The following is a 26,726-nucleotide window of genomic DNA, read 5'->3' on the forward strand; positions in this document are numbered from 1 at the left end:
GGGGGCGGGGGGGGCGGGGCCCCCCCCGCCCCCGGCGCTCAGCCCAGCGTCTTCTCGCGCGACCGCCACGCCGCCCGCACCGAGGTGCGGCCGTTGGTACGCAGCAGCGAACCCTCGTACACCCGGGCCCCGGCGGCCACGACCGCGGCGGCCGCGACCAGCAGCAGGGCCAGGGACACCAGCGGCTCCCAGCCGGCCGCGTCCCCCGTGAACAGCCGCAACGGCATGGCCGTCGGCGCGGAGAACGGCACGTAGGACAGCACCCGCATGGCCGTCGCGTTGTCGTTCAGGAAGATCACCGCGAAGAACGGCAGCATGACCGCGAGCTGCACCGGCGTCGACACGCCGGCGATGTCCTCCTGGCGGTTCACCAGTGCGCCGGCCGCCGCCCACATGGCCGCGACCAGCACGAAGCCGAGCAGGAAGAACGGCAGGAACCAGCCGATCGCCGGGGCCAGCAGCGAGAGCAGTCCGCCGCTGTCGCCGAACTGCACACCGACCAGGGCGACGAGGGCGACCAGGGCGATCTGCCCCAGGGCCAGCACCGTGCCGGCGATCATCTTGCCGGCCAGCAACGCCCGTACCGGCACCGCGGCGACCAGGATCTCCACGATCCTCGTCTGCTTCTCCTCGACGATGCTCTGCGCGATCTGCACGCCGAAGGTCTGCGAGGTGACGAAGAAGATGAACGCGAAGGCGAACGGCACCAGGAAGGCCACCATCGGGTCCACCGCGTCGGGGTCCAGCAGCCGGACCGTGGGCTGCGTGCTCAGCGCCGCTACCACGTCGTCGGGGGCCTCGTCCATGGCCAGCACCGCCGGCCCGGAGACCACTGCGGTGTCGACGTCGCCGTCGCGTACGGCCTGCTCGGCGGCGCGGTCGTCGGGGACCGTACGGACCTCCAGCCCCGCCTCGCGCAGCGGGCCGGCCGCCGACGCGGTCACCGCCACGCTCGACGGGCCGCCGGAGAGCAGCGGCGGCAGGATGGTCGCGGCGGCGGCGATCAGCAGGAAGAACAGGGTGCTGAACAGGAAGGTGCGGTCGCGCAGCTTGACCCGGATCTCCCGGCCGGCGACCAGCCGGGTGGCCTGCATCGTGTTCACTGGGCGACCTCTCGGAAGATCTCGGTGAGGGAGGGGCTGACCGGGCGGAACGCGCGGACCGGGCCGCGCGCCAGCGCCGCGTGCAGCACCGGCTGCTCGTCCACGCCGGGCGCGAGGTCGAACACGGCGCGCGCGCCGTCCAGGTCGACGAGGGTCACCCCCGGCTGGTCCCGCAGCCAGCCGGCGTCGGTCTCCACCACCAGCTCGTACCGGGGCACGGTGTACGTCGCGCGCAGCTCCTCGCGGCTGCCGGCGGCCCGGATGACGCCGCCCCCGATGATCACCAGGTCGTCGCAGAGCCGCTCGACGACGTCCAGCTGATGGCTGGAGAACAGCACCGGCGCGCCCGCGGCGGCCCGCTCCCGCAGGACCGCCACGACCGTGTCCACGGCCAACGGGTCGAGCCCGGAGAACGGCTCGTCGAGCACGAGCACCTCGGGGTCGTGCACCAGGGCGGCGGCAATCTGCGCGCGCTGCTGGTTGCCCAGCGACAGCGTCTCCAGCAGGTCGTCGCCGCGCTCGGCGAGCCCGACCCGCTCCAGCAGCGCGTCCGTGTTGCGTTGCGCCGCGGCGGCGGTCATCCCGTGCAGCCGACCCAGGTAGGCCACCTGGTCCCGGACGCTCATCTTCGGGTAGAGGCCGCGTTCCTCCGGCATGTAGCCGAAGCGCTGGCGGGCCGGCCGGCTCAGCGGAGCGCCCTGCCAGGTGATCTCACCGGCGTCCGGGGCGAGCACCCCGAGGATGATCCGCATGGTGGTGGTCTTGCCGGCGCCGTTGCCGCCCACGAAGCCGGTCATCCGGCCGGCGGCCACGTCGAAGGACACGTTCTGGAGCACCCGCCGGTCGCCGAAGCTGCGGTCGACGCCGTCGAGGCGGAGCACATTGGTCACGGCGTCCACGCTAGATCGCCGGCCGCGCCCCGCCGTCCGCCCCGAGATCGAGCACGACGTCCCCCTCATGGCGGAGCCGGGTCAGCCGCCGGGACGCACCACCCCGTGCTCGTACGCGAAGACCACCGCCTGCACCCGGTCGCGCAGGCCCAGCTTGGCGAGCACCCGGCTGACGTGGGTCTTCACCGTCGCCTCGCCCAGGTGCAGCTCGGCGGCGATCTCGGCGTTGCTGGCGCCGCCGGCGACCAGGACCAGGACCTCCCGCTCGCGGGGGGTGAGGTCCCGCAGCGCCGCCTCGGGAGCCGTCCTCGGGCCGCCCGGCGGGCCGGGCTCGCCGGGGCGGGCGAAGGTGGCGATCACCCGCCGGGTGAGTTCCGGGGCGAGCAGGCCGTCGCCCCGGGCGAGCACCCGGATCGCCTCGATCAGGGCCTCCGGGGTGCCGTTCTTGAGCAGGAAGCCGCTGGCCCCGGCGCGCAGCGCGGCGAACAGGTAGTCGTCCCGGTCGAACGTGGTGAGGATCAGTACGGCCGGCCCGCCCGGCCCGTCCTCCCCGGCGGTGATCCGCCGGGTGGCCTCCAGCCCGTCGACCCCGGGCATCTCGACGTCCATCAGCACGACGTCCGGACGCAGCGCCCGGGTCATGGTGGCGGCGCGCTCCCCGTCGGCGGCCTCCCCGACGACCTCGATGTCGTCCTCCACCTCCAGGATGACCCGGAAACCGGTGCGGACCAGGTGCTGGTCGTCGGCGAGCAGCACCCGGACCGGACGGTCGGTCCCGGGCACCTCCTGCCCGGCGCTCACGCGGGCCGCCCCACCGGCAGCGGCAGCGGGAACCGGGCCCGTACCCGCCAGCCACCGCCGGCGCGCGGGCCGACCTCCAGCGCGCCGCCGTGGGTGGCGACCCGCTCGCGCATCCCGACCAGGCCGAGCCCGTCGGCGTTCGCCGGGCGGGTCGCCCGTCCGTCATCGGTCACGTCGACCTCCACCTCGTGTGCCAGGTAGCGGATGCGCACGTCGAGCGCGGTCGCGCCCTCGGCGTGCTTGAGCGTGTTCGTCACGGCCTCCTGGGCCACCCGGTACGCGGCCTGCGAGACCGACTCCGGCAGCGGCGCCGGGTCCCCGTACACGCCCATGGTGGCCCGCAGCCCGGCCTCGCGGGCGCGCTCGACCACGGCCGCGATCTGGTCGACACCGGCCGGTCCCGGCTGTTCCGGGCGGTCCGGGCCGCCGTCGCGGGCGCGGAGCAGGCCGAGCATCCGGCGCAGCTCGTCGACGGCCGTGCGGGCGGTCTCCTCGATCGCGCTGAGCGCCGCGCGGGCCTTGACCGGGTCCTTGTCGAACACCCGGCGGGCGGCGGACGCCTGCACGCCCATCACCGACACGTGGTGGGCGACGACGTCGTGCAGCTCCCGGGCGATGCGGACCCGCTCGCCCACCACCGCGTGCTCGCGGATCTCGGCCTGCGAGCGGCGCAGCTCCTCGGCCCGTGCCTGCACCTCGTGCTGCCGCCGGGCGGCCAGCCACGCCGTCTCCCCGAAGAAGTACGCGAAACCGAAGTAGAGGCCGTTGACCAGCACCCCGTTCACCATGGCCGCCAGCAACGGGGGCACGGGCCCGACGGCACGGGCGAACGCGTCCGGGGGGATGGTGGTGTAGGTGGTCGCGTAGTAGATCCCGAGCCACAGGAACATGGTGGCGATGACGCCGATCCGCAGCCGCCGGGACAGCCGCCGTTCCCGGCCCCACGCGCCCAGCGTGTAGAGGGCGGCGAACAGCGCCCACGAGGCGAGCTGCGTCTCCGGGGCGGAGCGGGCCTGCGCGGCGATGAACGCGATCGAGACCACCAGCGTGACGGCGGCGGGGAACCGGCGTCGCCAGATCAGCGGCAGGGTCACCGCGACGGTCCAGAAGATCTGCTCCGGGCCGGACGGCGGCGGGCCGAGCAGGAACGCGCCGGCGCTGCGGGTCAGCGTCAGGCTGAACAGCGCCAGGACGGTCGCGGCCAACCCGATGTAGACGTCCAGCCGGCGCTGCTCCGGGGTGGGCCCCGGGCGTCGCCAGTCCTCGTCGGTGTCGCTGTTCATCCAGGTCAGGATCTCATCCCGCCGGGCGCCGCCGATCCGGCACCCGGCCGGGGCGGCCCGGCCTGTCGCGGGGCGGCACGGTCACGGCCCGGCACGCGTGGCGCGCCGGGCCGTGACGGTGGTGGATCAGGTGCGGTTGCGCCACGTCTTGACGGCGCTGTCGAGGATGTCCCAGAGCGTCACCAGCACCGTGCCGGCGATCACGGCGGTCGCCACCAGGTTCAGGTTGTCGCCCTCGCCGAGCCACTCGAAGCGGGCCACGAACTCGGGGTTGAGCAGCCGGTCGGTCGACATCAGCCAGACCACCGGCGCCGCGAACGCCAGGCCGAGTACCGCGTTGACCGCGACCAGCGACCAGGTCCAGCGCCCGACCCGGTACTTGGCGAACTCCAGGCCGATCGTGGCCACCAGCACCGCGATCAGGAACGGCAGCCAGAAGCTCCACAGCGCCGGGTCGAGGATCGGCAGGTTCTCGCCGTCGTCGGTGGGCACGAACGAGCGGAAGTGCTGCATCGGCAGGTAGGCGATGACCAGCGCCAGGAAGGTGACCGAGGCGGCGATGTCGGTGAGGGTGATCTGCCGGTCGATCGTGTCCTCCGGGAGCTGGTCGACGCTCCACGCAGGCAGGTGCAGGGGGGTCTTGGTGCGCTCCAGCACCGCGAAGACCACTGTCACCCAGAAGGCGATCTGGACGGCCACCTGGAAGGCGGTGGTGATGCCCGCGCCGATCCCCTCGCCCGCGTTGCCGCCGTCGGCGACCCTGAGCAGGCCGGCCAGCACGCCGACCAGGGCCGGGATGAAGCTGAGCAGCAACTTCATCAGCCGCGACCAGGCCAGGTAGTAGGCCGGCCCGATGAGCTGCAACCGGCGGTCGGCGTAGCGGGCGGCGAGCTGGTCCGGGTCGCCCAGTTCCGTGAGCACCTCCCGCTCGGCGGCGGCGGCGTCCTGCCCGCCGGCCGTACGGCCCTCGACCATGTCCGCGATCGAGGCGCGCAGCTCGGTGTCGATCTCCGCGCGGCGCGCGACCGGCACCGAACGCAGGGTCGCGGTGAGGTATCGGTCGGTCAGGGTGGTCATCGATCGGCTCCTTCGATCAGCCCGGTCAGGGAGGTCTGCACTGTGGCGAGGTCGGTGAGGAGCCGGCCCAGCACCGACTCGCCCTCCTCGCTGGTCCGGTAGAACTTGCGTGGCCGGCTCTCCTCGGTGTTCCACTCGCTGGTCAGCAGCCCCTGCTCCTCCAGCCGCCGCAGCAGCGGGTAGAGCGTGTTGGCGTCGACCGGGAAGCCGTGGTCGGAAAGGCGTTGCAGCAACGCGTAACCGTAGTCGGGCCGGCGCAGCGCGACGAGGCTGGCCACCACCACGGTGCCCCGGCGCAACTCCTGGAGATGCGTTCGCAGGATCTCATCGCTAACCATGCGTCACACCATACTGTGTGCCACACACTATCGTCCAGTGATACATCATCGTGCGCGTCAACATCAGTGTGTTCGGGCGAAACGGACGGCGGCGGACCCTCGGAGGGATCCGCCGCCGTGGGCGCCGGCCGCTCAGCAGGACCGGCCCTCCCGGAAACCGCGCTCGACGACGGACGCCGGCCCGACCTGGAGGTAGCCGACCCCCGGCCGGATCGGGTGGCCGGTGAACAGCTCCACCCGGGAACCGACGCGCACCAGATAGGCCGAGGCGTCGCCCGCGTCGTTGCGGATCATCGAGCCCCGCGGGCCGTAGATCTCCTCCAAGGCGGCGAAGGACATGCCCACCCCCGCGCCGGCGGGCGTGCGCGGTGGCGCGGTGGCGGTGCCCACCTCCACCAGCCGCCCGTCGCGGAAGGCCAGCAGGATCTTCCCCGCCCAGGCCCCGGTGACGCCGGCACGGACCGTGCCGTCGCAGTCGGGAGCCACCCAGTCGATGAGGCCGGCCGCCGACAGGCGAGCCAGGTCGGCCCCGATCCGGAACGGCCCCGCGCCCCGGACGCTGATGAGCCGGACCTCGTCGGGATCGGCGGCGGCCGGGAGGGCGGCGCCGTCCGTACCCGCGCCGAGGCGGCCGTCGGCACGTTCGGACAGGTTCCCGGCGACGGCGGCCGGCCTGGACGCGGCGGCGGCCGGTGCCGCCGTGGTGATCGGCACGAGCCCGGCCGTGGCCAGCAGGGCGGTGACGACGGTGTACGAGAGACGGTGCACGGGGATCTCCTCCTCCGGAGTGCGGGTGTCCTTGTCCTGTTGGTCACCCGTCCGGCCGGATCGGTTCGTCGGTTTCCCGACCGGTGCGCCCGACCAGTACGCCCCGACCGGTGCGCCCGGCCCGCCCGACGCGCCGACCCCGCGTGGCGGCCGCGGGCTGCCCCCGGCCCGCTCCGCCGTCTACTGTCGAGGCGGAACGGCGACCGGCGGTGCCGGTGTCGGGGGTGGTGCGGTGAGCAGTCCGGGGCGGATCGGGCCCTACCGGGTCGAGCGGTTGCTGGGCACGGGGTCGTTCGCGACGGTGTGGCTGGCCCACGACCCGGTGCTCGACTCCCGGGTGGCGATCAAGGTGCTGGCCGAGAACTGGCACCACGACCTGCGCGTACGGGAGCGCTTCCTGGACGAGGCCCGCCTGCTGCGCCGGCTCGACGACGAGCGGCTGGTCCGCGTCCACGCGGTCGGCGAGTTGGCCGACGGGCGGCCGTACTCGGTGCTGACCTGGGCCGACGGCGGCAGCCTGCGCGAGCGGCTGGCGGCCGGGGCGATGCCGGCGCCCGCCGCCCTGGAGCTGCTGGCCGAGATCGCCGCCGGCGTCGCCGTCCTGCACCGGCACGGCGTGGTGCACCGCGACCTGAGCCCGGGCAACGTGCTGTTCCGCTCCGGCCCGTACGGCGAGCGGGTGCTGATCGCCGACCTCGGGCTGGCCAAGGCCCTCGCCGCCGCCTCTGGTCTCACCGCCCGGGCCGGCACCCCCGGCTACATGGCCCCGGAGCAGGACGACCCGTTCGCCATCGTCGACACCCGCGCCGACGTGTACGCGCTGGGCCGGCTCGGCCTCCGCCTCCTCGCCCCGGCCCCCGCCCCCGGTGCCGCCCCCGGTGCCGTCGCCGTCGTCCAGGCGGCGGGCGGGGCGGGTGGGGACGCCCTGCCGGAGGTGGCCGCGGTCCTGCGGCGGGCCACCGCGCCCCGGGCCGCGGACCGGTACCCGGACGCCACCGCCTTCCGCGCCGCCCTGCACCGCGCCGCGCCGGCTGTCCCCGCGCCGCCCGCCGGGACGGTCAGGCATCCGGCCCGGCGGGCGCGCACGGAGCGTCGGCTGGTCGCCCGGCGGCGGCTAACCGCGCTGGCGCTGGGGGTCCTGGCCCTCCTGGCGGCCGGGTCCACCGCCGGCGACGACACGACGGGCCGGCGGGACGCCGGAAGCTGGACGAGCGGGCCGGTCACCGTCGCGCTGCCGCCCGGGTGGCGGGCCACCGGCACCGGCTGGGCCGGCCGGTACGGGCCCGACGGCCGACTCGAACCGGCCCTGGTGATGTCGCCCGACCCGCACCGGTGGGCGGCCGACCCCACCGTGCCGGGTGCCTTCGTCGGGCTGTCCGCCAGCATCGCCGCGCGCACCAGCCCGGCGGGATTCGTCGCCGAGCGTCCCCACGCGGCGTGTGCCGCCGCGCCCGTACGCCGCACCCGGCAGGCGGGCGTGGACTGGGTGGTGGCCCGGTTCACCTGCGACCGGGGGCGGCCCGAGGTCGTCGAGGCCGCCGGGCTCGCACCCGGCCGCGCCGGCCTGGTCTACGTGCAGATCACGCCCCCGGCCGGCAGCCGGGCCGACTTCGTCGACACGCTGCTGGCCGGGGTGAGGGTGGGCTAGTGCGGAGCGGACGCCGCCGCCCGGCCGAGGCGGTCGCGCAGGAACTCCTCGAACGTCAGCAGCCAGGGGAACCGGTTCCGCAGGCCGGCGATGTCGGCCTGGTATCCGCTCTCGGCGAACCAGGCGTACATGGGATGCTCGACCGGCTGCGGTTCCAGGCGGGTGGGGGTGCCGGTGAGCGCCTCGTAGATCTCGGCGACCCGGGTGAAGGTCAGCTCGTCCCCGGCGATCTCGATCTGCGTGCCGAGGTGGTCCGCGGGGTGCGCGAAGGCGTACGCGGCGATGCGGCCGACGTCGTCGGAGGCGATCATCTGCAGCGGTCGGTCGGGAAGGACCTGGAGGCTCAGGACCCGTTCTCCCTCAGCGTCGGCGTAGTGGAGGAGATTGTTCATGAAGAACGCCGGGCGCAGGATGGTCGCGGGCAGGCCCGACGCCTGGATGTGCCGCTCGATCTCGGCCTTGGTCTCGAAGTGGTCGATGCCGGTCCGCCGTTCCGCGCCGCCCACCGAGCTGTAGACCAGGTGGGCGACACCCGTCTCCCCGGCCACGTCGGCGACCGTCCTGCCCTGCCTGACCTCGGCGGCGAGGCCGTCCGGAGTGTGTGCCAGGGCCTGGACGCTGAAGACACCGTGCACACCGCGCATCGCCGCGCGCAGCGACCCGGCATCGTCCATGTCCCCCTCGACCAGGGTGGCGCCCTGCTCCGCGAGGAGGCGCGCGGCCGGCTTGGCCCGATCGCGGACGAGTGCCCGCACCTGCCAGCCGTCCTGGAGCAACCGGCGGGCCGTGGCGCCGCCCTGATTGCCGGTGGCACCGGTCACGAGAATCGTCTTCCGCTCCGTCATGACGGTCCAGCCTAGGGAAACGGCTGGTCAGCCCGACGGCAAGGGGGCCTGCCATCGACGGGGGGCGTACGCCTGCGCCGGCGCACCGCCGCCCTCCGCCGTTGCTAGCGCACCACCACCGCCCTCCGTGCTAGCGCACCACCACCGTGACCGTGTGCGTCGTACCGCCCTGGGGGATCAGCACGTCCACCGTGCCGGGGCGGACGAACCGGATGTCGACCACCCCCGCCTCGTAACTGCGGGAGACCAGGTCCTCCCGGTCCACGCCGACCTCACCCGGTCCGATGCCGATGATCCGCAGCACTCCGCCGGTCGCGAAGCAGAGCGAGCGCACCAGCGCCAGCTCGGTCTCGGCCAGCACCAGGTCGTGGCGTACCGCCCCGAAGCAGGTGCCGGGCAGCCCGCCCGGCGAGCGCGTCGCGGTCGGCGTACGCCCGGCGGCGGTCGTCGGGGGCGCGGCCGGCGAGGGCCGGCGGGCCGGCGGGACGGCGGCCGACGTGCCCGGCGGACGGCCTGGCGTGCCCGGCGACGGCGGGGAGGCCGACGGCGGGAGGGCCGACGGGGAGGGCGGGGCCGGGCCGGGGGAGCGGGAGGCCGGCGCCTGCACGGGCAGCGGCGAGACGGGAGCGTCCCCGCCGGCGCACCCCGCGAGCGGCACGGCCACGGTCAGGGCGACCACCGCGATCCTGGCGAACCGCGCCGCGGAGAACCGTGCGTCGCCGGAGCCGCGCGGCGCGCCCCGGCGGCGGCCCGTCACCGCCGGCCCTCGCCGGCGGCGGGCTCGCCGGAGAGCCGGTGCCGCAGCTGCCGGCGGGCCTCGTGGATCCGCGACTTGACGGTGCCCTCGGGCACGCCGAGCAGGCCGGCGATCTCCCGGTAGCCCAGCCCCAGGACGTCGCGCAGGGTCACCGCCTCGGCGAGTTCGGGGCGCAGCGCGTCGAGCGCGTCGAGCAGGTCCAGCCGGGTGCCGGCGACCACGCTCGTCCGGCGCGGGTCCACCGGCTCCGGCAGCGGCACGCCGCCGGCCTCCACCAGCCAGCGCCGCCGCAGCACCCGGTACGTCGAGCGGGCCCGGTTGGCCGTCAGCCGGTACAGCCAGGTGTGGAACGACGAGCGGCCCTCGAACCGGCCGACGCCCCGGGCCAGCGCGAGCAGCGCGTCCTGGCACGCCTCCTCGGCGTCCTCCCGGTTCGGCAGCAGGCGGGCACAGAGCCGCAGCACCTCCGGGCGGACCGCGACCAGCAGCGCGTCGAGCGCCGCGGGATCGCCGCGCGCCGCCGACTCGACCAGCTCCTCGACACCGTCCGGGAGGGGCATCAGGTCGTCCAATGCTCGCCGGATACCGTCCGCCCAGGCTACGGCCGCCGCCGCCGATCGGGGCGCCCCGAGTCCGGGAACCGACTGCCGGAGGCCGTCGTGGGCCCCGCCGAGCGTCGGTCGCCCGCGCGGGGCGGGGCCGTCGGAAGAGACGCGCGCCACCCGGCCCGGCCCTGTCCGCGCGGCGTCTGGAGCCACGTTTCCCGGCGGCGATAGGGTAGGCCGTCCGAGCTCGACCATCCCATGAACCGACCCGGGGGGCGCCACGCATGGGCGATTCGTTCGCGCATCTGCACGTGCACACGGAGTACTCGATGCTCGACGGGGCGGCCCGGCTGAAGGACCTCTTCGCCGAGGTCAAGCGGCAGGGCATGCCGGCGGTGGCGATGACCGACCACGGCAACATGCACGGCGCGAACGACTTCTACAAGCAGGCGATGGCCGCAGGCGTCACCCCGATCCTCGGCATCGAGGCGTACGTGGCGCCCGAGTCGCGGTTCCACAAGCAGCGGGTGAAGTGGGGCCGGCCGGAGCAGAAGAGCGACGACGTCTCCGGCAGCGGCGGCTACACCCACATGACCATCTGGGCGAAGAACAAGACCGGCCTGCACAACCTCTTCAAGCTCACCAGCCGGTCGTACACCGAGGGGTTCTTCGTCAAGTGGCCGCGGATGGACGCGGAGCTGCTCGCCGCGAACGCCGACGGGTTGATGGCCACCACCGGCTGCCCCTCCGGCGAGGTGCAGACCCGGCTGCGCCTGGGCCAGTACGACGAGGCGCTCAAGGCCGCCGCGCGGTACCAGGAGATCTTCGGTAAGGAGAACTACTTCCTGGAGGTCATGGACCACGGCATCAGCATCGAGAGCCGGGTCCGCCAGGAGCTGCACGACATCTCCCGCAAGCTCGACATCCCGCCGGTGGTCACGAACGACTCGCACTACACGCACGAGTCGCAGGCCGAGGCGCACGACGTGCTGCTCTGCGTGCAGACGGCGGCGAACGTCGCCGACCCGAACCGGTTCCGGTTCGACGGCAGCGGCTACTACATCAAGTCCGCCGACGAGATGCGCGCCGTCGACAACTCCGATTTCTGGCTGGAGGGCTGCCGCAACACCCTGCTGGTGGCCGAGAAGGTCGACCCCGCGGGGATGTTCGAGTTCCACAACCTGATGCCGCGCTTCCCGGTCCCGGAGGGGGAGACCGAGGAGTCCTGGTTCCGCAAGGAGACCTTCGCCGGGCTGGAGCGGCGCTACCCCGGCGGCATTCCCGAGGGGCACGTCAGGCAGGCCGAGTACGAGCTGGGCGTCATCATCCAGATGGGCTTCCCGTCGTACTTCCTCGTGGTCGCCGACTTCATCCAGTGGGCCAAGAACCAGGGCATCGCCGTGGGCCCGGGCCGTGGCTCGGCCGCCGGCTCGCTGGTCGCGTACGCGCTGGGCATCACCGACCTCGACCCGATCCAGCACGGCCTGATCTTCGAGCGGTTCCTCAACCCCGAGCGCGTCTCCATGCCGGATGTCGACATCGACTTCGACGAGCGCCGGCGCGGCGAGGTGATCAAGTACGTCACCGACAAGTGGGGCGAGGACAAGGTCGCCCAGATCGCCACCTTCGGCACGATCAAGGCGAAGGCCGCGATCAAGGACTCGGCCCGGGTGCTCGGCTACCCGTACGCGGTGGGCGACCGGATCACCAAGGCGATGCCCCCGGCGGTGATGGGCAAGGACATCCCCCTGGAGGGCATCTTCGACCCCAAGCACCCCCGCTACGCCGAGGCCGGCGAGCTCCGGGGCATGTACGAGGCCGAACAGGACGTCAAGAAGGTCATCGACACCGCCCGGGGCATCGAGGGGCTGATCCGGCAGACCGGCGTGCACGCCGCCGGCGTCATCATGTCCGCCGAGCCGATCATCGACCACATCCCGCTGATGCGCCGGGACTCCGACGGGGTCATCATCACCCAGTTCGACTACCCGACGTGCGAGTCGCTCGGGCTGTTGAAGATGGACTTCCTCGGCCTGCGCAACCTGACGATCATCGACGACGCGGTGAAGAACATCCAGCTCAACCACGGCAGGGAGCTGGACCTGCTGGCGTTGCCGCTGGACGACAGGCCCGCGTACGAGCTGCTGGCCCGGGGCGACACCCTGGGCGTGTTCCAGCTCGACGGCGGGCCGATGCGCTCCCTGCTGCGGATGATGAAGCCGGACAACTTCGAGGACATCTCCGCCGTCCTCGCGCTCTACCGGCCCGGCCCGATGGGCGTCGATTCGCACACCAACTACGCGCTGCGCAAGAACAACCTCCAGGAGATCACCCCGATCCACCCGGAGCTGGAGGAACCGCTGCGCGAGATCCTCGCGCCCACCTACGGCCTGATCGTCTACCAGGAGCAGGTGCAGCGCGCCGCGCAGATCCTCGCCGGCTACACCCTCGGCCAGGCCGACCTGCTGCGCCGCGCGATGGGCAAGAAGAAGAAGGAGATCCTCGACAAGGAGTTCATCCCCTTCCGGGACGGCTGCCGGGAGCGGGGCTACTCGGACGAGGCGATCCAGAAGGTCTGGGACGTGCTGGTCCCGTTCGCCGGCTACGCCTTCAACAAGGCGCACTCGGCGGCGTACGGGCTGGTGTCGTACTGGACCGCGTACCTGAAGGCGCACTATCCGGCCGAGTACATGGCCGCGCTGCTCACGTCCGTCGGCGACGACAAGGACAAGATGGCGCTCTACCTCTCGGAGTGCCGCCGGATGCGCATCCAGGTGCTGCCGCCGGACGTGAACACCTCCGCGGGGCCGTTCACGCCGGTCGGCAAGGAGATCCGGTTCGGCCTCGGCGCGGTGCGCAACGTCGGCGCCAACGTCGTCGCCGCGATCATGCGCTGCCGGGACGAGAAGGGCGAGTACGCCGACTTCTACGACTTCCTGTCGAAGGTCGACGCCGTGGTCTGCAACAAGAAGACCATCGAATCGCTGATCAAGGCCGGGGCGTTCGACGTGCTCGGGCACTCCCGCAAGGCGCTGCTCACGGTGCACGCGGAGGCGATCGACGCGTACGCCGACGTCAAGCGCAAGGAGGCCGTCGGCCAGTACGACCTCTTCGGCGCCGGGTTCGGCGACGCGGAGACCAACAGCACCACGGTGATGCCGGTCATCGGCGACGGGGAGTGGGACAAGCGCGACAAGCTCGCCTTCGAACGCGAGATGCTCGGCCTCTACGTCTCCGACCACCCGCTCTTCGGCCTGGAGCACGTCCTCGGCGCGGCGGCGGACTGCACCATCGCCTCCCTGTCCGAGGAGGGCACCGTCCCGGACGGGGCCGTGGTGACCCTCGCCGGCATCCTCTCCGGGGTGCAGCGGCGCGTCACCAAGCAGGGCCGGGCCTGGGCGTCGGCCACCCTGGAGGACCTCGCCGGCGGGGTGGAGGCCCTCTTCTTCCCCAACACCTACGAGGTGATCGGGCAGTACATCGCCGAGGACGCCATCGTGGTGGTCAAGGGGCGGGTGGACCGGCGCGACGACACGCCCCGGATCATGGCGATGGACATGTCCATGCCGGACGTCAGCAGCACCCCGGGGAGCAAGCCGATCACCCTGACCATCCCGGTGCACCGGTGCACCCCGCCGCTGGTGGAGCGGCTCAAGGAGACCCTGGTGCTGCATCCGGGCGACACCGAGGTGCACGTCAAGCTGCTCAACGGTGGCCGGACCACCACCCTGCGGCTGGGGCCGTTCCGGGTGGCGGCCACCACCGCGCTGATGGGCGACCTGAAGAGCGTCCTCGGCCCCGCCAACGTCAGCTGACGCCGCCACCCCGCCGGCCAGCCTGGCCGGCGGGGTGGGCCGGGGTCAGACCCGGGTCATGGTCGACGGGTAGCCGCCCCCGCCGGGGTAGACCCACTCGCCGGTGACCGTGGTGTCGTCGGCGCTGAACGTGCCCTGGTAGTACGCCGGGCTGCCCTTCGCGCCGCCCCAGATCGTCAGCTTGTCGCCGGTCAGCTCGTAGACGTAGTCGAGGGTGTTGCCGGTCGAGTCGTAGAACCGCGACACCACGTCCGCGCTCACCGGCTCGCCGAACGGGCGCAGGTTGCCGATCACCTCCAGGCCGGTGACGGGCTGGCCGAACTGGGTGAGCGCGACGCGCTGGAGCAGGAAGAACCGGCCCTCCATCCATTCGTACGTCACGGTTCCCTCGGCGCCGCCGGTGACCGTCCAGGTGCCGACCAGGCGGTCCAGGGCCGTCAGGGCGGCGCTCGGCTTAGGGGTTTCAGACATCTCGTCCTCCTTGATGGGTCGTTGCCGGTACCTCGGAGGCGGCCGGCAGGTCTCGACACGCGCCTGATGTGACCCCGATCACCGCCTGGCCGTGTCGAGATCCCTGGGCCGGCCACGAGGTAGCGGCAGGAACCCACCAGGGAGGAACCCATGGCCACCCTCGCCGCCCCCGCCGTCCGCCGCTCACCCGCCCGCCTGTTGCTCGCCGGCGCCCTCGCCGGACCGGTCTTCTTCGCCTCGGCCACCGCCCAGATGCTGACCCGGGAGGGCTTCGACATCACCCGGCACCCGATCAGCCAGCTCGCCACCGGCAGCCTCGGCTGGATCCAGATCACGACGTTCGTCCTCGCCGGCCTCGGCGGGCTGGCGCTGGCAGCCGGGATCAGCCGCACCCTCACCGAAGGGGTCGGCCGGCGCGCGCTGCCGATCCTCGTCGGGACCTTCGGCGCCGGCCTGGTCGCCGCCGGCCTGTTCACCATGGACCCGGAGAACGGCTTCCCGGCCGGTACCCCCGACGGGCCGGTCGACCGGATGTCCTGGCACAGCGTCGCGCACTCGGCCTCGGCCACCGTCGCCTTCACCGCGCTGGCCGTCGCCGCCACCGTGCTGGCCGTGCGGTGCGGGCGCCGCCGAGCCGTGCTGCCGGCCGTGCTGAGCGGCCTCGCCGCGCTCGTCCTGCTGCTGCCCATGTCGCCGGACCGGATGAGCATCCAGATCGCCGTGAACGGACTCGTCGCCTTCACCTGGACGACAGTCCTCGCCCTGTCCCTGCGCCGTCCCGCCTGACCCCACGTACCGTCGATCCAGGCCCGACCAGGAAGAGAACCCGTGAAATACCTGCTGCTCAGTTACACGCCGGCCGCCGCCTGGGACGGCGCGACCGCCGACGTCCCGTCCGAGGAGGCGATGGCCGCGTTCGCCGCATACCAGAGGTTCGAGCGGGAGCTGACCGAGACCGGCGAGCTCGTCGGCAGCGAGGGCCTCGGCCACCCCGTGGTCAGCGCCACCGTACGCCCGACCCCGGCCGGTGTGGTCGCCACCGACGGGCCGTTCGCCGAGCTGAAGGAGGTCCTGGCCAGCTTCGCCGTGATCGACGTGGCGAGTCGGGAACGGGCCGTCGAGATCGCCTCGCGGATCGTCGAGGCGCTGGGTGAGCCCATCGAGATCCGGCCGATCATGGGCGAGGACTTCACGGCATGACCCATCCGCGCCGGCCCGCACCCGTTGCGGGCGGAGGCCCGGGCGCGGGTACGAAGGGGGCCGCCGGCTTGCCCACGGACGTCGAGCACCTGCTGCGTACCGAGGCGCCGCAGGTGCTCGGCGCGCTGGTGCGGCGCTTCGGTCACTTCGACGTGGCCGAGGACGCGGTGCAGGAGGCACTGCTCGCCGCGAGCCGGGCGTGGCCGGTCGACGGCGTGCCGGAGAACCCGCGCAGCTGGCTGATCCGGATCGGCTACCGGCGGATGGTCGACCTGCTCCGCTCCGAGGGGGCCCGGCGCCGACGCGAGCGGGAAGCCGGAACAGCCGAACTGGCCATGCGGGAACCCGCCCGGCTGGCCTCCCCTCCGCCGGAGACCGACGACAGCCTCACCCTGCTGCTGCTCTGCTGCCATCCGGCGCTGAGCAGCAGCTCCCAGGTGGCGCTCACGCTGCGCGCGGTGGGGGGTCTGACGACCGCCGAGATCGCACACGCCCACGGGACGACCGAGGGCACCATGGGCACCCGGATCAGCCGCGCCAAACAGCAACTGGCCCGTGCCGGCGCCCGCTTCACCCCGCCGACCGACGCCGACCGGCACGACCGGGTGACCGCGGTGACGCGGGTTCTCTACCTGATCTTCAACGAGGGCTACACGGCCTCCGCCGGGGCCGAACTCGCCCGCGTGGACCTGACCCGCGAGGCGATCCGGCTGGCCCGGATGCTCCACGCCAGCCTGCCTGACGACGCCGAGGTCGCCGGCCTGCTCGCGCTGATGCTGCTCACCGAGTCGCGGCGCGCGGCCCGCACCGGTCGTGACGACGAGCTGGTGCCGCTGGACGAGCAGGACCGGACCCGGTGGAACCCCGACCTCATCCGGGAAGGCACCGCGCTGATCGACAGCGTCTGGAACCGGCGTGAGGTGGGCCCCTACCAGTTGCAGGCGGCGATCGCGGCCGTGCACGCCGGCGCCGGGTCGCCGGAGAACACCGACTGGCCGCAGATCGCGGCGCTCTACCTGTGGCTCGAACGACTGCACCCCACCGCGCCGGTACGGCTGAGCCGGGTGGTCGCGGTGGCCCGGGCCTACGGGCCGGCCCGGGGGCTGGCCCTGCTCGACGACCTCAACCGGCGCTTCGGGCTCGACCGGGAACCGCTGACCCGGCAACGGGAACGCGCGGTGCGCGCCCACCTGCTCGAGACGACCGGCGACGCGCAAGGCGCGGCGACGCGGTACCGCGAGGCGGCCGCCCTGACGGCGAACCAGGTCGAGCGGCGGTACCTGCTCCACCGCGCCGACCGCCTCGACTGACGATCGAGCGGGGCCGCGGCGGATGCGGCATGATCGCGGGCATGACCGTGCCCGCCGGGGAGGCCGTCGCGAGCCCGCTGCGGGTCCGCGACCTGGTGCCGGACTTCCTGGCGTACGCGAGCCGCGCCGCGCACGTCCCCCGGCAGCGGTGGGCGGAGCTGTGGCGGACGCACTACCTGGCACCCCACCGCGACCTGTACGCGGCGCTGGACCGCCGGGGCGACTGGTCCGGGGTGGACGACCTCGAAGGTGTCCTGGAGCGGCTGCACGGGCGGGAGGCGGTGTTCGCCGCGCGCGCGGAGCGGCTCGCCGCGTTGCTCCCCGCCACCGTCGCCGGGGTGGGTCGGGCGATGGGCTGGCCCGGCGACGGGGATCCGCTCGACTGCGTCCTGCTGGTCGGGCTGGAACAGGCCAACGGCTGGGCCGACGAGTTCCGGGGCCGCTTCGCCCTGTTCCTCGCCGTCGAGCGGCTCGGCGAGCCGGAGCACGACGAGCTGCTGGTCCGGCACGAGGTGGCGCACGTGGTGCACGACCGGCTGGCCCGCATCCGGGACTGGCCGGAGCACGGGGTCGCCCACGCGCTGCTCACCGAGGGGCTGGCCACCCAGGTGACGGCCGAGCTGGACCCGCGACGACCGGACGACGAGTACCTCTGGATGGGCGCCACCCACCGGCGGTGGCTCGCCGACTGCCGGCGCCGCTGGCCGGAGATCCTGCACCGGATCGCCGCCGACGTGGACGCCACCGACCTCGACCGGTACGCCGCCTGGTTCCTCATGCGCGACAGCGCCCACCGGGGCGACCTGCCGCGCCGCTGCGGCTACCTCGTCGGCCTGGAACTGGTCCGGCTCCTGCGCGAGCGCCACCCGCTGCACGAGATCGCCGCCTGGGACCTCGACCGGGGGCGCGACGAGGTGCGACGGGGTCTGCGCGCCCTGCGCGGCGACCTGAACCAGCACCCGGGGCCGCGAGCGCGGGATTGGCCATCCCGGTACGCGGCGCGGGTGGCTAGCGTCGGTGAGGTGGAGATCGCAGAGGCGCAGAAGTTGTGGCAGCCGCAGCCGGGTTGGCTGAACACCGCCAGCTTCGGGCTCCCGCCCGATCCGGTGTGGGACGCGGTGCAGGAGGCGTTGACCGACTGGCGGGCCGGGCGCACGTCGTGGGAGGGCTGGGGCCAGGCCACCGAGCGGTCGCGGGCCGCCTTCGCCGGCCTGGTCGGGGTGCCGGTCGCCGACGTCGCGGTCGGCAGCACGGTCTCGCAGCTGCTGGCCCCGGTCGCCGCCGCCCTGCCCGCCGGCGCGACCGTCGTGGTGCCGGAGGTCGAGTTCACCTCCAACCTCTTCCCGTGGCTGGTGCAGGTCGAGCGGGGCGTGCGGGTGCGCACCGTGCCGCTGACCGGGCTCGTCGACGCGATCGACGCCGACACCGACCTGGTCGCGTTCAGCCTGGTGCAGTCGGCCGACGGCGCGATCGCCCCGTACGCCGAGGTGGTCGCGGCGGCCCGGGCGCACGGCGCGTTCGTCGCGGTCGACGCCACCCAGGCGTGCGGCTGGCTGCCGTTCGACGCGAGCCTCGCCGACCTGGTCGCGGTCGGCGCGTACAAGTGGCTGATGGCCCCGCGCGGCTCCGCGTTCGCCTACCTGGCGCCCGCGCTGCGGGAGCGGCTGCGCCCCGACGCCGCCGGCTGGTACGCGGGGGACGACCCGCACGCCTCCTACTACGGCCCGCCGCTGCGCCTGGCCGGCGACGCGCGCCGGTTCGACATCTCGCCGGCGTGGTTCAGCTGGGTCGGCACGGCCCCCGCACTGGAACTGCTCGCCGAGATCGGCGTGCCGGCCGTGCGCGCGCACGACGTCGCCCTGGCCAACCGGTTCCTCGCCGGGCTGGGCCGGCCGCCGGGGGAGAGCGCGATCGTCGCGGTGGAGGTGCCGGGCGCGGCGGAGCGGCTGGAGCGGGCCGGCGTCCGGGCGGCGGTCCGTGCCGGCCGGGTGCGGGCGTCCTTCCACGTCTATTCCACGGCGGCCGACGTCGACCTCGCCCTGGACGCGCTCACCGGCTGAAGCCGGGGCGCGGCCAAGGGCGGGGTCGACGCCGGCCGACCGTCACTTGGCGCCGGTGACGATTCCGGGGTTGATGCAGAGGCCGGGGTTGCTGCCGTTGCGCTCGGCGATCTCCAGGCACCGCGACACCTTGTCGACCTTCGCGTTGGTCTCGGTGATCTGCTTCTGGATGGCGGCGTTCTTCCGGTCCTGCTCCAGGTTGCGGGTCTGGGCGAGCTTGTCCTGGAAGGCCTTGATGTTGCCCTCGGTCTTGTCGTCGTGGTTGACCCGGGTGATCGTCACCGACAGGATGTCGACGTCGCTGGCGAGCCGCGACTCGGCGCTGGTCTTGATGCTCTCGGCGAAGGGCTTCAGGTCCACGTTCAGGCTGCCGGTGTTCGAGTCGATCTTCTCCAGCGGGTTGTAGGTGGCGAAGGCGTCGTTGACGGCGCTGTCGAGCTGCACGCCCACCCGCTGGCCCCGGAAGCTGTCGAAGTCGCCCTTGTAGTCCATGAACTGCTTGGGCGCGTTCTCCGGCTTGACCTGCCACTCGACGAGCACCTCGACGCAGGCGTCGGCGAGGGTGCCGGTGCGGACCCGGACGCAGTGGTCGCCGCCGATGTGGTCGTACTTCTGCCGGCCGGCGTCCCACTCGCCGACCTTCTGCCAGGGTGCCACCCACTTCAGGCCGGAGCCGGTGACCTTCCCCGTCGGCTTGCCGAAGCTGGTGACGATGCCGACCGAACGGATCGGCACGGAGTGGGCGCTGGAACCGATGGTGAACACGACCGCGCCGACGAGGCAGGCGACCGCAGCCAGGGTGGCGGTCCCCTTCGTCGACGCCTTCGAGGCGGCGAGCGCCAGCAGGCCGGAGATCGCCAGGCCGACGGCGAAGATGATCGCAACAGTGAAGCCGAAGGGCATTTCGCTCGGCACCTTTCGCGGGTGGGGGCCATCACCCTAGGAGCACCGGTCAAGGCGAAGCGCAGGTGGGGCGCGGCCGTGGCGCGCCCACATGACGTGGTACGCCGTGGCTCGACAGTCACCGCCGTCGATGACGGCGGGCGTGGTGGCCGGGCGGCGGGGTGGAGTTCCCGCACGGTCGGGCGTCCCGGAATGTGGCTGCCATCGACATAGTTCGACATCGCAGCATCGCCGTAGGTTTCCAGCACACGACGGCCATGTGACCCCGGTCACCGATTCGGTCGTCGCCGGACCTACGAAGGAGTAGGCGATGGCCGGGCAAGCGCTCCTGTCGGCCCGCGGGCTGACCCGTGACTTCCGGGGTTTCCGGGCGGTCGACGGGGTCGACCTCGACATCGCGGCGGACAGCGTCCACGCGCTCGTCGGCCCGAACGGCGCCGGGAAGACCACCCTGTTCAACCTGCTCACCGGCTTCCTGCGGCCCAGCGGCGGGCGCATCGAGCTGGCCGGCCGCGACGTGACCGGGCTGCCCCCCGAGCGGGTCGCCCGGCTCGGCGTGGCCCGGTCGTTCCAGATCACCAGCCTCTTCCCGCAGCTCTCCGCGCGGGAGCACGTCGAGTTGGCGTTGCAGAGCCCGAGCGGGCTGGGCTGGCGGTTCTGGCGCTCGGCGAAGCTGATGCGCCGCTACACCGACCGGGCCGGCGAGCTGCTCGACATGGTCGGGCTGGCCGAGCTGTCCGAGGCCCCCGCCGAGGCGCTGGCGTACGGGCGCAAGCGGGCGCTGGAGCTGGCCATCGCCCTCGCCCTGGACCCGAAGGTGCTGCTGCTCGACGAGCCGACCGCCGGGATGGGCCTGGAGGACGTCGACCGCACCGTCGAGCTGGTCTCGCGGGTCCGGCGGGGCCGGACGGTGGTGCTGGTCGAGCACAACATGAGCGTGGTCGGGCGGCTCGCCGACACCGTCACCGTCCTGCAGGCCGGCAAGGTCCTCGTCGAGGGCCCGTACGAGCAGGTGCGCGCCGACGAGCGCGTGATCACCGCCTACCTGGGAGCCGCCGATGCTGCGCATTGAGAACCTGTCCGCCTGGTACGGCGAGGCGCAGGTGCTGCGGGAGGTCAGCCTGGACGTCGCCGCCGGCGAGGTGGTCACCCTCGTCGGGCGCAACGGCGCCGGCAAGTCCACCCTGCTGCGCTGCGTGATGGGCCTGCACGCCGGCCAGCGCGGCCGGATCGAGCTGGACGGGCGGGACGTCGGGAGGCTGCCCGCGTACCGGCGGGCGCGGCTCGGGCTCGGCTGGGTCCCCGACGACCGAGGCAGCTACGCCACGCTGAGCGTGACGGAGAACCTCACCCTGCCGCCGACCGTCGGGCCCGACCCGTGGTCGCTGGAGCGCGTGTACGAGGCGTTCCCCGCCCTGCACCAGCGGCGGGACTCGGCCGCCACCATGCTCTCCGGCGGCGAGCAGCAGATGCTCGCGCTGGCCCGGGTGCTGCGGATGGGCGCCCGGCTGCTGCTCTGCGACGAACCGACCGAGGGGCTCTCGCCGCTGCTCGTGCAGCAGGTCGGCGACCTCCTGCGCGAGGCCAAACGGCACGGGGTGACCGTGCTGCTGGTCGAACAGAACCTGCACTTCGCCACCGGCGTCGCCGACCGGCACTACCTGCTGGCCGAGGGACGCGTCGTGGAGGCGATGGACAACTCCGAGGTGCGCTCCCGGGAACGGGAGCTGCTGTCGTACCTCGGCATCTGAATTCCGATTCGACGACCCGCGCGGCGCGCGGGGTGGAGGGATGGGCATGCGTAGGACGGTGGGTGTGGCCGCCGCTTCGGCGGCGGCGATGGTGCTGGTCGCGGGCTGCGGCGGCGGTGGTCCCCAGTCGGGCGGCGACCAGAAGCTGACCGGGGGCAAGATCGTGCTGGGCGTGCTGAACGACCAGTCCGGCGCGTACTCCGAGCTGTCCGGCAAGAACTCGGTCAAGGCCGTGGAGATGGCCATCGCCGACTTCAAGGCGAAGCACGGCGACAAGGCGGTGACCGGCGACATCACCGTGGAGACCGCCGACCACCAGAACAAGCCGGACATCGCCAACAGCAAGGCCCAGGAGATGTACGACCGCCAGGGCGTCGACCTGATCCTCGACGTGCCCACCTCGTCGGCGGCGCTGCGGGTGGCCGACGTGGCGAAGGAGAAGAAGAAGCTCTACTTCAACATCGGCGCCGCGACCACCGACCTGACCGGCAAGAGCTGCAACAAGTACACGTTCCACTACGCGTACGACACCTACATGCTGGCCAACGGAACGGGCAAGGTCACCACCGAGCAGGTCGGCAAGAACTGGTACATCCTCTACCCGAACTACGCCTTCGGCCAGGACATGGAGAAGAGCTTCACCACCGCCATCACCGCCGCCGGCGGGCAGGTCGTCGGCAAGGACGGGGCGCCGTTCCCGAACACCAGCGGCGACTTCTCCACCTTCCTGCTCAAGGCGCCGACGCTCAACCCGAAGCCGCAGGTGCTCGGCACCATGCAGGCCGGCGCGGAGCTGGTCAACGTGGTCAAGCAGTACAACGAGTTCAAGCTGCGCGACAAGGGCGTCGGGCTGGCGGTCGGCCTGATGTTCATCACCGACATCCACTCGCTCACCCCGGCCGCGCTCGCCGGTACCACCTACACCGACGCCTGGTACTGGAACTCCGACCAGCAGAACCGCGAGTTCGCCGACCGGTTCCAGAAGGAGACCGGCACCCGGCCGTCCTTCGCGCACGCGGCCAACTACTCCGCCGCGACGCAGTACCTGGAGGCCGCGCAGGCCGCCGGCACCGACGACGCCGACGCGATCGTCAAGGAGCTGGAGGGCAAGGAGGTCAACGACGTCTTCCTGCGCAACGGCAAGTTCCGCGCCGAGGACCACCGGGTCATCCACGACGCCTACCTCGCTCAGGTGAAGCCGCAGTCCGAGGTCAGTGAGCCGTGGGACTACGTCAAGGTTCTCAAGACCATCCCCGCCGCCGAGGCGTTCCGCGCCCCGTCGGCGGACTGCAAGATGTGACCAGGGCATGACCAGCTTCCTGCAGAACACGTTCAACGGGTTGGTGAGCGGGGCGTTCTACGCCCTGCTCGCCCTCGGGCTCGCGGTCATCTTCGGGATGCTGCGGGTCGTGAACTTCGCCCACGGGGCGTTCTACATGTTCGGTGCGTTCGGCGCGTACGTCCTGCTCACCGAGGCGGGCGTGCCGTTCTGGGCGGCGTTGGTGATCATGCCGGTGGGGCTGGCCCTGGTCGGCATGGCCCTGGAACGGGCCTTCATCCACCGGCTCACCCGGCTCGACCCGCTCTACAACTTCCTGCTCACCTTCGGCCTGACGCTCATCCTCCAGGACCTGGTGAAGCTCCGCTACGGCGTGCAGTCCAGCCCGTACGAGACCCCGTCCGCGCTGAGCGGGTCGGTCGACTTCGGGCTCTTCGACTTCCCCACCTACCGCGTCTTCATCCTCGGCTTCGCGCTCGCCGTCTGCGCCGTCGTCTGGTGGGTGCTCACCCGCACCCGGATCGGCATGGTGGTCCGGGCGTCGACCGAGCGGCCCGAGCTGACCCGGGCGTTCGGCATCGACGTCGGGCGCTGGGTCACCCCGGTCTTCGGCTTCGGCATCGGCCTCGCCGGGCTGGCCGGGGTGCTGGCCGCGCCGATGCGGGCCGTGAACCCGCTGATGGGCGCCGACCTGATCATCGTGGTCTTCGCGGTGGTGGTGATCGGCGGGCTGGGCTCGATCTTCGGGTCCGTCGCCGCCGGCTTCGGCATCGGCCTGGTGCAGGCGTGGGGCGAGGCGTACCTGTCCGACTTCCCGATCGTGTCGCAGACGATCGTCTTCATCGTGATGGCCGTCGTGCTGCTCTGGCGCCCGGCCGGGCTGTTCGGCCGTGAGGAGGCACCGGCATGACGAGCACCGTCGACACCGAGACCGACGCCGGTCGCCCGGCGCCGAAGTCCGGGCTGGTCGCCGTGACCCGGGCCCCCGGCTGGGTCCGGTACGCGCTGCTCGCCGTCGGGCTGCTGGTGGCGTTCTGGCTGCCCAACGGGCTCTACCCGGCGGTGGCGGTGGACATCCTCTGCTGGGCGTTGTTCGCCGTCGCCGTGGACCTGCTGCTCGGCTTCACCGGGCTGATGTCCTTCGGGCACGCGGCCTTCTGGGGTGCCTCCGCGTACGTCACCGGGTTGACGGCCATCCACCTCGGCCTGCCGTTCCCGGCGGCCGTGCTGGCCGGGGCGCTCGCGGCGGCCGTGCTCGCGGTGCCGATCGGCTACCTGGCGGTGAAGCGGACGGGCATCTACTTCGCCATGGTCACCCTGGCGTTCGCGCAGATGGTCTACTACGTCGCCAACGAGTGGCGCTCGGTCACCCGCGGCGAGAACGGCCTCCAGGGCGTGCCCCGCGAGTTGTTCGGGCTGGACCTGACCGACGACTACTACTTCTACTACGCGATCCTGCCGATCGTGCTGCTCGGGCTGGCCGCCGCCTGGCGGATCGTGCACTCGCCCTTCGGGCGGGTGCTGGTCGGCATCCGCGACAACCCGGCCCGCGCCCGCGCGCTCGGCTACCCCGTGCACCGCTACAAGCTGACCGCGTTCGTGCTGTCGGGCTTCATCGCCGGGCTCGGTGGCGGGCTGTTCGCCGTCGGCCACCGCTTCGTCTCCCTCGACGTGCTGCACTGGACCACCTCCGGCAAGGCGGTCATCGTGGTGGTGCTCGGCGGCATCGGCACGCTCTGGGGCGGGGTGCTCGGCGCGGGCATCCTGGTCCGCCTGGAGGACTGGCTGTCGTTCTCCGGGTTCGAGGCGATCGGCCTGGTCACCGGCGGGATCTTCGTCCTCGTCGTCCTGGTGTTCCGGCGCGGCATCTGGGGCAGCGCCGCCGCCCTGGCGACGCGCTGGGCGGCATCCCGCCGCCGGTAGTCGCACCCGGGCGCATCCATCCGCAGCCCTCCCGACGAACCCCCGGGTAGTGAACGTCTACCCGGGGGTACGTCTGGTGCTGACAGATCCCATGCCGGTCGGGGCCGTCGAGACCGCGCGCAAGCAGTTGTCGCTGGCCGCCGAGGACCTCGACGCCAACCGGGTCGCCGCGCTCGTCGTCGAGGTGGCCGACGAGTGGGGCACGGCGGCGCTGTGGGAACAGGTCTGCGTGCCGATGCTGGCCGCGCTGCCCGGGCACACCGCCATCGAGGTCGCCGTCGAGCACGCCCTCGCCGAGGGCCTCCGCGTCGGCCTGGACGTGTTCCGGCGCGTACCGGGCCGTCCGCTGCCCACCGGCGGCGTGCTGCTGGCCGGCGCCGAGCAGGAGACGCACTGCCTCGGCCTGCACGCGCTGGCCGCCGCGCTGCGCGAGCGGTCCCGGGGCAGCCTGCTGCTGGGGCCGGCGCTGCCGTGGACGGCGCTGGCCAGCGCCGCCCGTCGGGTCCGCCCGCGCACCGTCGTGGTCTGGGCGCAGACGCCGGTCACCGGCCGCGCGTACCGCCTGGTGCGCTTCGCCCGCGACTTCCCGGCGTTCCGGGTGTACGGCGCCGGCCCGGGCTGGATCGAGCCGCTCGGCGCACCGGCGACCCGACTGTCCACGCTGCCCGCCGCCGTCACCGCCTGCGCCGCGCCGCCGTCCCCGCCTGTGCCGCGCCGCTCCTGCCTGCCCTGACGGAAACGTGGGGGTGACGAACGGTAGGAGCGTCCGCTCTGGCTTCCCACCAGTCCGCCCGCGGCTTTCGGGCCGCCGTCCGCCTGACGCCTGACGTGCGTTTCATAAGCCGGTTCAGGGCCACTCGTTGATCGCGGTGCCTGGGCGCACTACCTACGCTGGGCACGTGAACCTGCGCCAGCGGAAGAAGCGCACGAAGCGACTGATGGAGGCAGTGCGACGCGAAGACGCCGCAGCCGTGAGCGCTCTCCTTCGCGCCGGTGCGGACCCCAACGTTCCCGACCGTGACCGCACCACTCCGCTGTATCAGGCATCCGTCAACGGCTCGGCTGAACTCGTGCGGGTACTCCTGGCAGCCGGCGCGGTACCCGACACCGAGAGCGGAGGGGACATGGAGGGAACGCCCCTATGCGCTGCCGCGGCCTGGGGATACAACACCGTCGTACATCTACTTCTCGTCCACAGTGCAGACCCGAATCTGCGCGACGGCCAAGGAACCGGCTACTCACCACTGGATTGGGCGCTACGCGGCGATCATTCACAGGTGGCCGGCCTACTCCTGGCCGCTGGCGCGAAGCGCGCTGCTCATACCGACGCTGACATCTGAAACACGACCTGGCCCTTTCGCCGATGGCCGGCGGTGGACGTGCCGCTGGCCGGCACCCCGTGTTCGGGTGCCGGCCAGCGATCCCCCTTGTGGTGGAAAGTCTGTGTCAGCTGTTCCAGTGCTCGGCCACCAGGTCGGCGGCCTGCTGCTCCCACTGGGCGTAGTGGTCGGGGTACGCCGACACCTGCACCGTCTGGGCGGCCTTCGTCAGGGGCATGTCCTGCCACCCGTCGACCTGCTTCAGACCCTTCAGGAACGCCATGGTCGAGTACTCGGGGTCGGTGATCTGCTCGATCGTGCCCCACCCGCTGGAGGGGCGCTGCTGGAACAGGCCCTGCGAGTCGTGGTCGTTGCGGTCACCGAGGTGACCCAGGTTCTCCAGCTTCGACTCCTGCAGTGCGGTGGCGATGGAGACCACGGCGGCGCGCTCGTCCATGCCGGCCTTCTTCGTCGCGGCGATGATGGCCTTGACGTTGTCTACCTGCTCGTCGGACAGGTCGATACGCGACTGGGTGCCCTGCACACCGTGCGGGATCAGCTTGGCCTTGTCGACCGACGGCTTGTCGGCCTGCACGACTGCCACCGGCGTCGACTCCACCGACGGGACCGCCTGCGCGGT

The 26,726-nt window shown here is 72.8% G+C and carries 26 protein-coding genes; 13 read left to right on the top strand and 13 right to left on the bottom strand.

The window, feature by feature from the left end; genetic code table 11:
• Positions 1-38 precede the first annotated feature (38 nt).
• The 7 genes from ABZ573_RS31515 to ABZ573_RS31545 all read right to left on the bottom strand — a co-directional run bounded on the left by ABZ573_RS31515 (position 39) and on the right by ABZ573_RS31545 (position 6,260).
• Entirely contained in the window at positions 39-1,103 is a 1,065-nt protein-coding gene (locus ABZ573_RS31515) for an ABC transporter permease (RefSeq protein WP_358122713.1), read from the bottom strand.
• Positions 1,100-1,993 carry an ATP-binding cassette domain-containing protein gene (locus tag ABZ573_RS31520; protein ID WP_358122715.1) on the bottom strand — a complete coding sequence of 298 codons (894 nt, stop codon included), beginning with the start codon at positions 1,991-1,993 and terminating at the stop codon, positions 1,100-1,102. The genes ABZ573_RS31515 and ABZ573_RS31520 overlap by 4 nt, the downstream gene beginning before the upstream one ends.
• An 81-nt stretch (positions 1,994-2,074) precedes the next feature.
• Complete coding sequence (locus ABZ573_RS31525) at positions 2,075-2,776, bottom strand: response regulator transcription factor (RefSeq protein WP_151456192.1); 702 nt, start codon at positions 2,774-2,776, stop codon at positions 2,075-2,077.
• Positions 2,777-2,790: 14 nt separating this feature from the next.
• Positions 2,791-4,077 (bottom strand): sensor histidine kinase, encoded by a 1,287-nt coding sequence (locus ABZ573_RS31530; protein ID WP_151456181.1) that lies wholly within the window; start codon positions 4,075-4,077, stop codon positions 2,791-2,793.
• A gap of 126 nt (positions 4,078-4,203) precedes the next feature.
• Positions 4,204-5,154, bottom strand: a complete 951-nt coding sequence (locus ABZ573_RS31535; protein WP_358122718.1) for a permease prefix domain 1-containing protein — start codon at positions 5,152-5,154, stop codon at positions 4,204-4,206.
• The gene (locus ABZ573_RS31540; RefSeq protein ID WP_089001033.1) at positions 5,151-5,492 is read right to left on the bottom strand and encodes a PadR family transcriptional regulator; all 342 of its coding nucleotides are present in this window, start codon (positions 5,490-5,492) and stop codon (positions 5,151-5,153) included. Before ABZ573_RS31540 ends, ABZ573_RS31535 begins: the two co-directional genes overlap by 4 nt.
• A gap of 132 nt (positions 5,493-5,624) precedes the next feature.
• Positions 5,625-6,260, bottom strand: coding sequence for a hypothetical protein (locus tag ABZ573_RS31545; protein ID WP_151456179.1), 636 nt, complete (start codon positions 6,258-6,260; stop codon positions 5,625-5,627).
• Between the two features lie 232 nt (positions 6,261-6,492).
• Between ABZ573_RS31545 and ABZ573_RS31550 the strand changes: the two genes are divergently transcribed.
• Positions 6,493-7,908 carry a serine/threonine-protein kinase gene (locus ABZ573_RS31550; protein WP_358122720.1) on the top strand — a complete coding sequence of 472 codons (1,416 nt, stop codon included), beginning with the start codon at positions 6,493-6,495 and terminating at the stop codon, positions 7,906-7,908.
• On the opposite strand, the gene ABZ573_RS31555 is transcribed toward ABZ573_RS31550, so the two are convergent.
• The 3 genes from ABZ573_RS31555 to ABZ573_RS31565 form a co-directional block, all read right to left on the bottom strand.
• On the bottom strand, positions 7,905-8,753 hold the full coding sequence (locus ABZ573_RS31555) for an NmrA/HSCARG family protein (RefSeq protein ID WP_358122722.1): 849 nt from the start codon (positions 8,751-8,753) through the stop codon (positions 7,905-7,907). The genes ABZ573_RS31550 and ABZ573_RS31555 overlap by 4 nt on opposite strands.
• A gap of 130 nt (positions 8,754-8,883) precedes the next feature.
• The gene (locus tag ABZ573_RS31560) at positions 8,884-9,510 is read right to left on the bottom strand and encodes a hypothetical protein (protein ID WP_358122724.1); all 627 of its coding nucleotides are present in this window, start codon (positions 9,508-9,510) and stop codon (positions 8,884-8,886) included.
• Positions 9,507-10,070 carry an RNA polymerase sigma factor gene (locus tag ABZ573_RS31565; RefSeq protein WP_151455615.1) on the bottom strand — a complete coding sequence of 188 codons (564 nt, stop codon included), beginning with the start codon at positions 10,068-10,070 and terminating at the stop codon, positions 9,507-9,509. The genes ABZ573_RS31560 and ABZ573_RS31565 overlap by 4 nt, the downstream gene beginning before the upstream one ends.
• Positions 10,071-10,339: 269 nt before the next feature.
• Between ABZ573_RS31565 and dnaE the strand changes: the two genes are divergently transcribed.
• Positions 10,340-13,870 carry a DNA polymerase III subunit alpha gene (gene dnaE / locus ABZ573_RS31570; RefSeq protein ID WP_358122726.1) on the top strand — a complete coding sequence of 1,177 codons (3,531 nt, stop codon included), beginning with the start codon at positions 10,340-10,342 and terminating at the stop codon, positions 13,868-13,870.
• Positions 13,871-13,915: 45 nt separating this feature from the next.
• On the opposite strand, the gene ABZ573_RS31575 is transcribed toward dnaE, so the two are convergent.
• Positions 13,916-14,341, bottom strand: coding sequence for a hypothetical protein (locus ABZ573_RS31575; RefSeq protein ID WP_327027693.1), 426 nt, complete (start codon positions 14,339-14,341; stop codon positions 13,916-13,918).
• Positions 14,342-14,491: 150 nt separating this feature from the next.
• Between ABZ573_RS31575 and ABZ573_RS31580 the strand changes: the two genes are divergently transcribed.
• The 4 genes from ABZ573_RS31580 to ABZ573_RS31595 all read left to right on the top strand — a co-directional run bounded on the left by ABZ573_RS31580 (position 14,492) and on the right by ABZ573_RS31595 (position 18,911).
• Positions 14,492-15,127 (top strand): DUF998 domain-containing protein, encoded by a 636-nt coding sequence (locus ABZ573_RS31580; RefSeq protein WP_151455612.1) that lies wholly within the window; start codon positions 14,492-14,494, stop codon positions 15,125-15,127.
• A gap of 42 nt (positions 15,128-15,169) precedes the next feature.
• Complete coding sequence (locus tag ABZ573_RS31585; RefSeq protein WP_151455611.1) at positions 15,170-15,541, top strand: YciI family protein; 372 nt, start codon at positions 15,170-15,172, stop codon at positions 15,539-15,541.
• Between the two features lie 68 nt (positions 15,542-15,609).
• The gene (locus tag ABZ573_RS31590) at positions 15,610-16,851 is read left to right on the top strand and encodes a DUF6596 domain-containing protein (protein WP_358122729.1); all 1,242 of its coding nucleotides are present in this window, start codon (positions 15,610-15,612) and stop codon (positions 16,849-16,851) included.
• A 1,022-nt stretch (positions 16,852-17,873) separates the two neighbouring features.
• Positions 17,874-18,911: an aminotransferase class V-fold PLP-dependent enzyme gene (locus tag ABZ573_RS31595; RefSeq protein WP_358122740.1), complete on the top strand. Its 1,038-nt coding sequence runs from the start codon at positions 17,874-17,876 to the stop codon at positions 18,909-18,911.
• A gap of 42 nt (positions 18,912-18,953) precedes the next feature.
• On the opposite strand, the gene ABZ573_RS31600 is transcribed toward ABZ573_RS31595, so the two are convergent.
• Positions 18,954-19,814, bottom strand: a complete 861-nt coding sequence (locus tag ABZ573_RS31600) for an SPFH domain-containing protein (protein ID WP_151455608.1) — start codon at positions 19,812-19,814, stop codon at positions 18,954-18,956.
• A gap of 310 nt (positions 19,815-20,124) precedes the next feature.
• Here ABZ573_RS31600 and ABZ573_RS31605 point away from each other — a divergent pair, with 310 nt between their 5' ends.
• From ABZ573_RS31605 to ABZ573_RS31635, 7 genes are all read left to right on the top strand, one after another.
• Complete coding sequence (locus tag ABZ573_RS31605) at positions 20,125-20,886, top strand: ABC transporter ATP-binding protein (RefSeq protein ID WP_151455607.1); 762 nt, start codon at positions 20,125-20,127, stop codon at positions 20,884-20,886.
• Entirely contained in the window at positions 20,873-21,565 is a 693-nt protein-coding gene (locus ABZ573_RS31610; RefSeq protein ID WP_327027698.1) for an ABC transporter ATP-binding protein, read from the top strand. The genes ABZ573_RS31605 and ABZ573_RS31610 overlap by 14 nt, the downstream gene beginning before the upstream one ends.
• A 40-nt stretch (positions 21,566-21,605) precedes the next feature.
• A complete protein-coding gene (locus ABZ573_RS31615) occupies positions 21,606-22,865 on the top strand; it encodes an ABC transporter substrate-binding protein (protein WP_151455605.1) in 1,260 nt (419 codons plus the stop codon).
• A 7-nt stretch (positions 22,866-22,872) separates the two neighbouring features.
• Positions 22,873-23,754 (top strand): branched-chain amino acid ABC transporter permease, encoded by an 882-nt coding sequence (locus ABZ573_RS31620; RefSeq protein WP_151455604.1) that lies wholly within the window; start codon positions 22,873-22,875, stop codon positions 23,752-23,754.
• On the top strand, positions 23,751-24,767 hold the full coding sequence (locus ABZ573_RS31625; RefSeq protein ID WP_327027699.1) for a branched-chain amino acid ABC transporter permease: 1,017 nt from the start codon (positions 23,751-23,753) through the stop codon (positions 24,765-24,767). Before ABZ573_RS31620 ends, ABZ573_RS31625 begins: the two co-directional genes overlap by 4 nt.
• A 76-nt stretch (positions 24,768-24,843) precedes the next feature.
• A complete protein-coding gene (locus ABZ573_RS31630) occupies positions 24,844-25,500 on the top strand; it encodes a transcriptional regulator (protein ID WP_358122733.1) in 657 nt (218 codons plus the stop codon).
• 166 nt (positions 25,501-25,666) lie between these two features.
• Positions 25,667-26,107: an ankyrin repeat domain-containing protein gene (locus ABZ573_RS31635; RefSeq protein WP_358122735.1), complete on the top strand. Its 441-nt coding sequence runs from the start codon at positions 25,667-25,669 to the stop codon at positions 26,105-26,107.
• A 106-nt stretch (positions 26,108-26,213) separates the two neighbouring features.
• Here ABZ573_RS31635 and ABZ573_RS31640 read toward each other — a convergent pair.
• The coding region (locus ABZ573_RS31640) for a hypothetical protein (RefSeq protein ID WP_358122737.1) at positions 26,214-26,726 on the bottom strand (513 nt) is incomplete at its 5' end.

Origin of the sequence: Micromonospora sp. NPDC007220 (assembly GCF_040634035.1) — a bacterium.
In the GTDB taxonomy this organism is placed as follows: domain Bacteria; phylum Actinomycetota; class Actinomycetes; order Mycobacteriales; family Micromonosporaceae; genus Micromonospora; species Micromonospora reichwaldensis.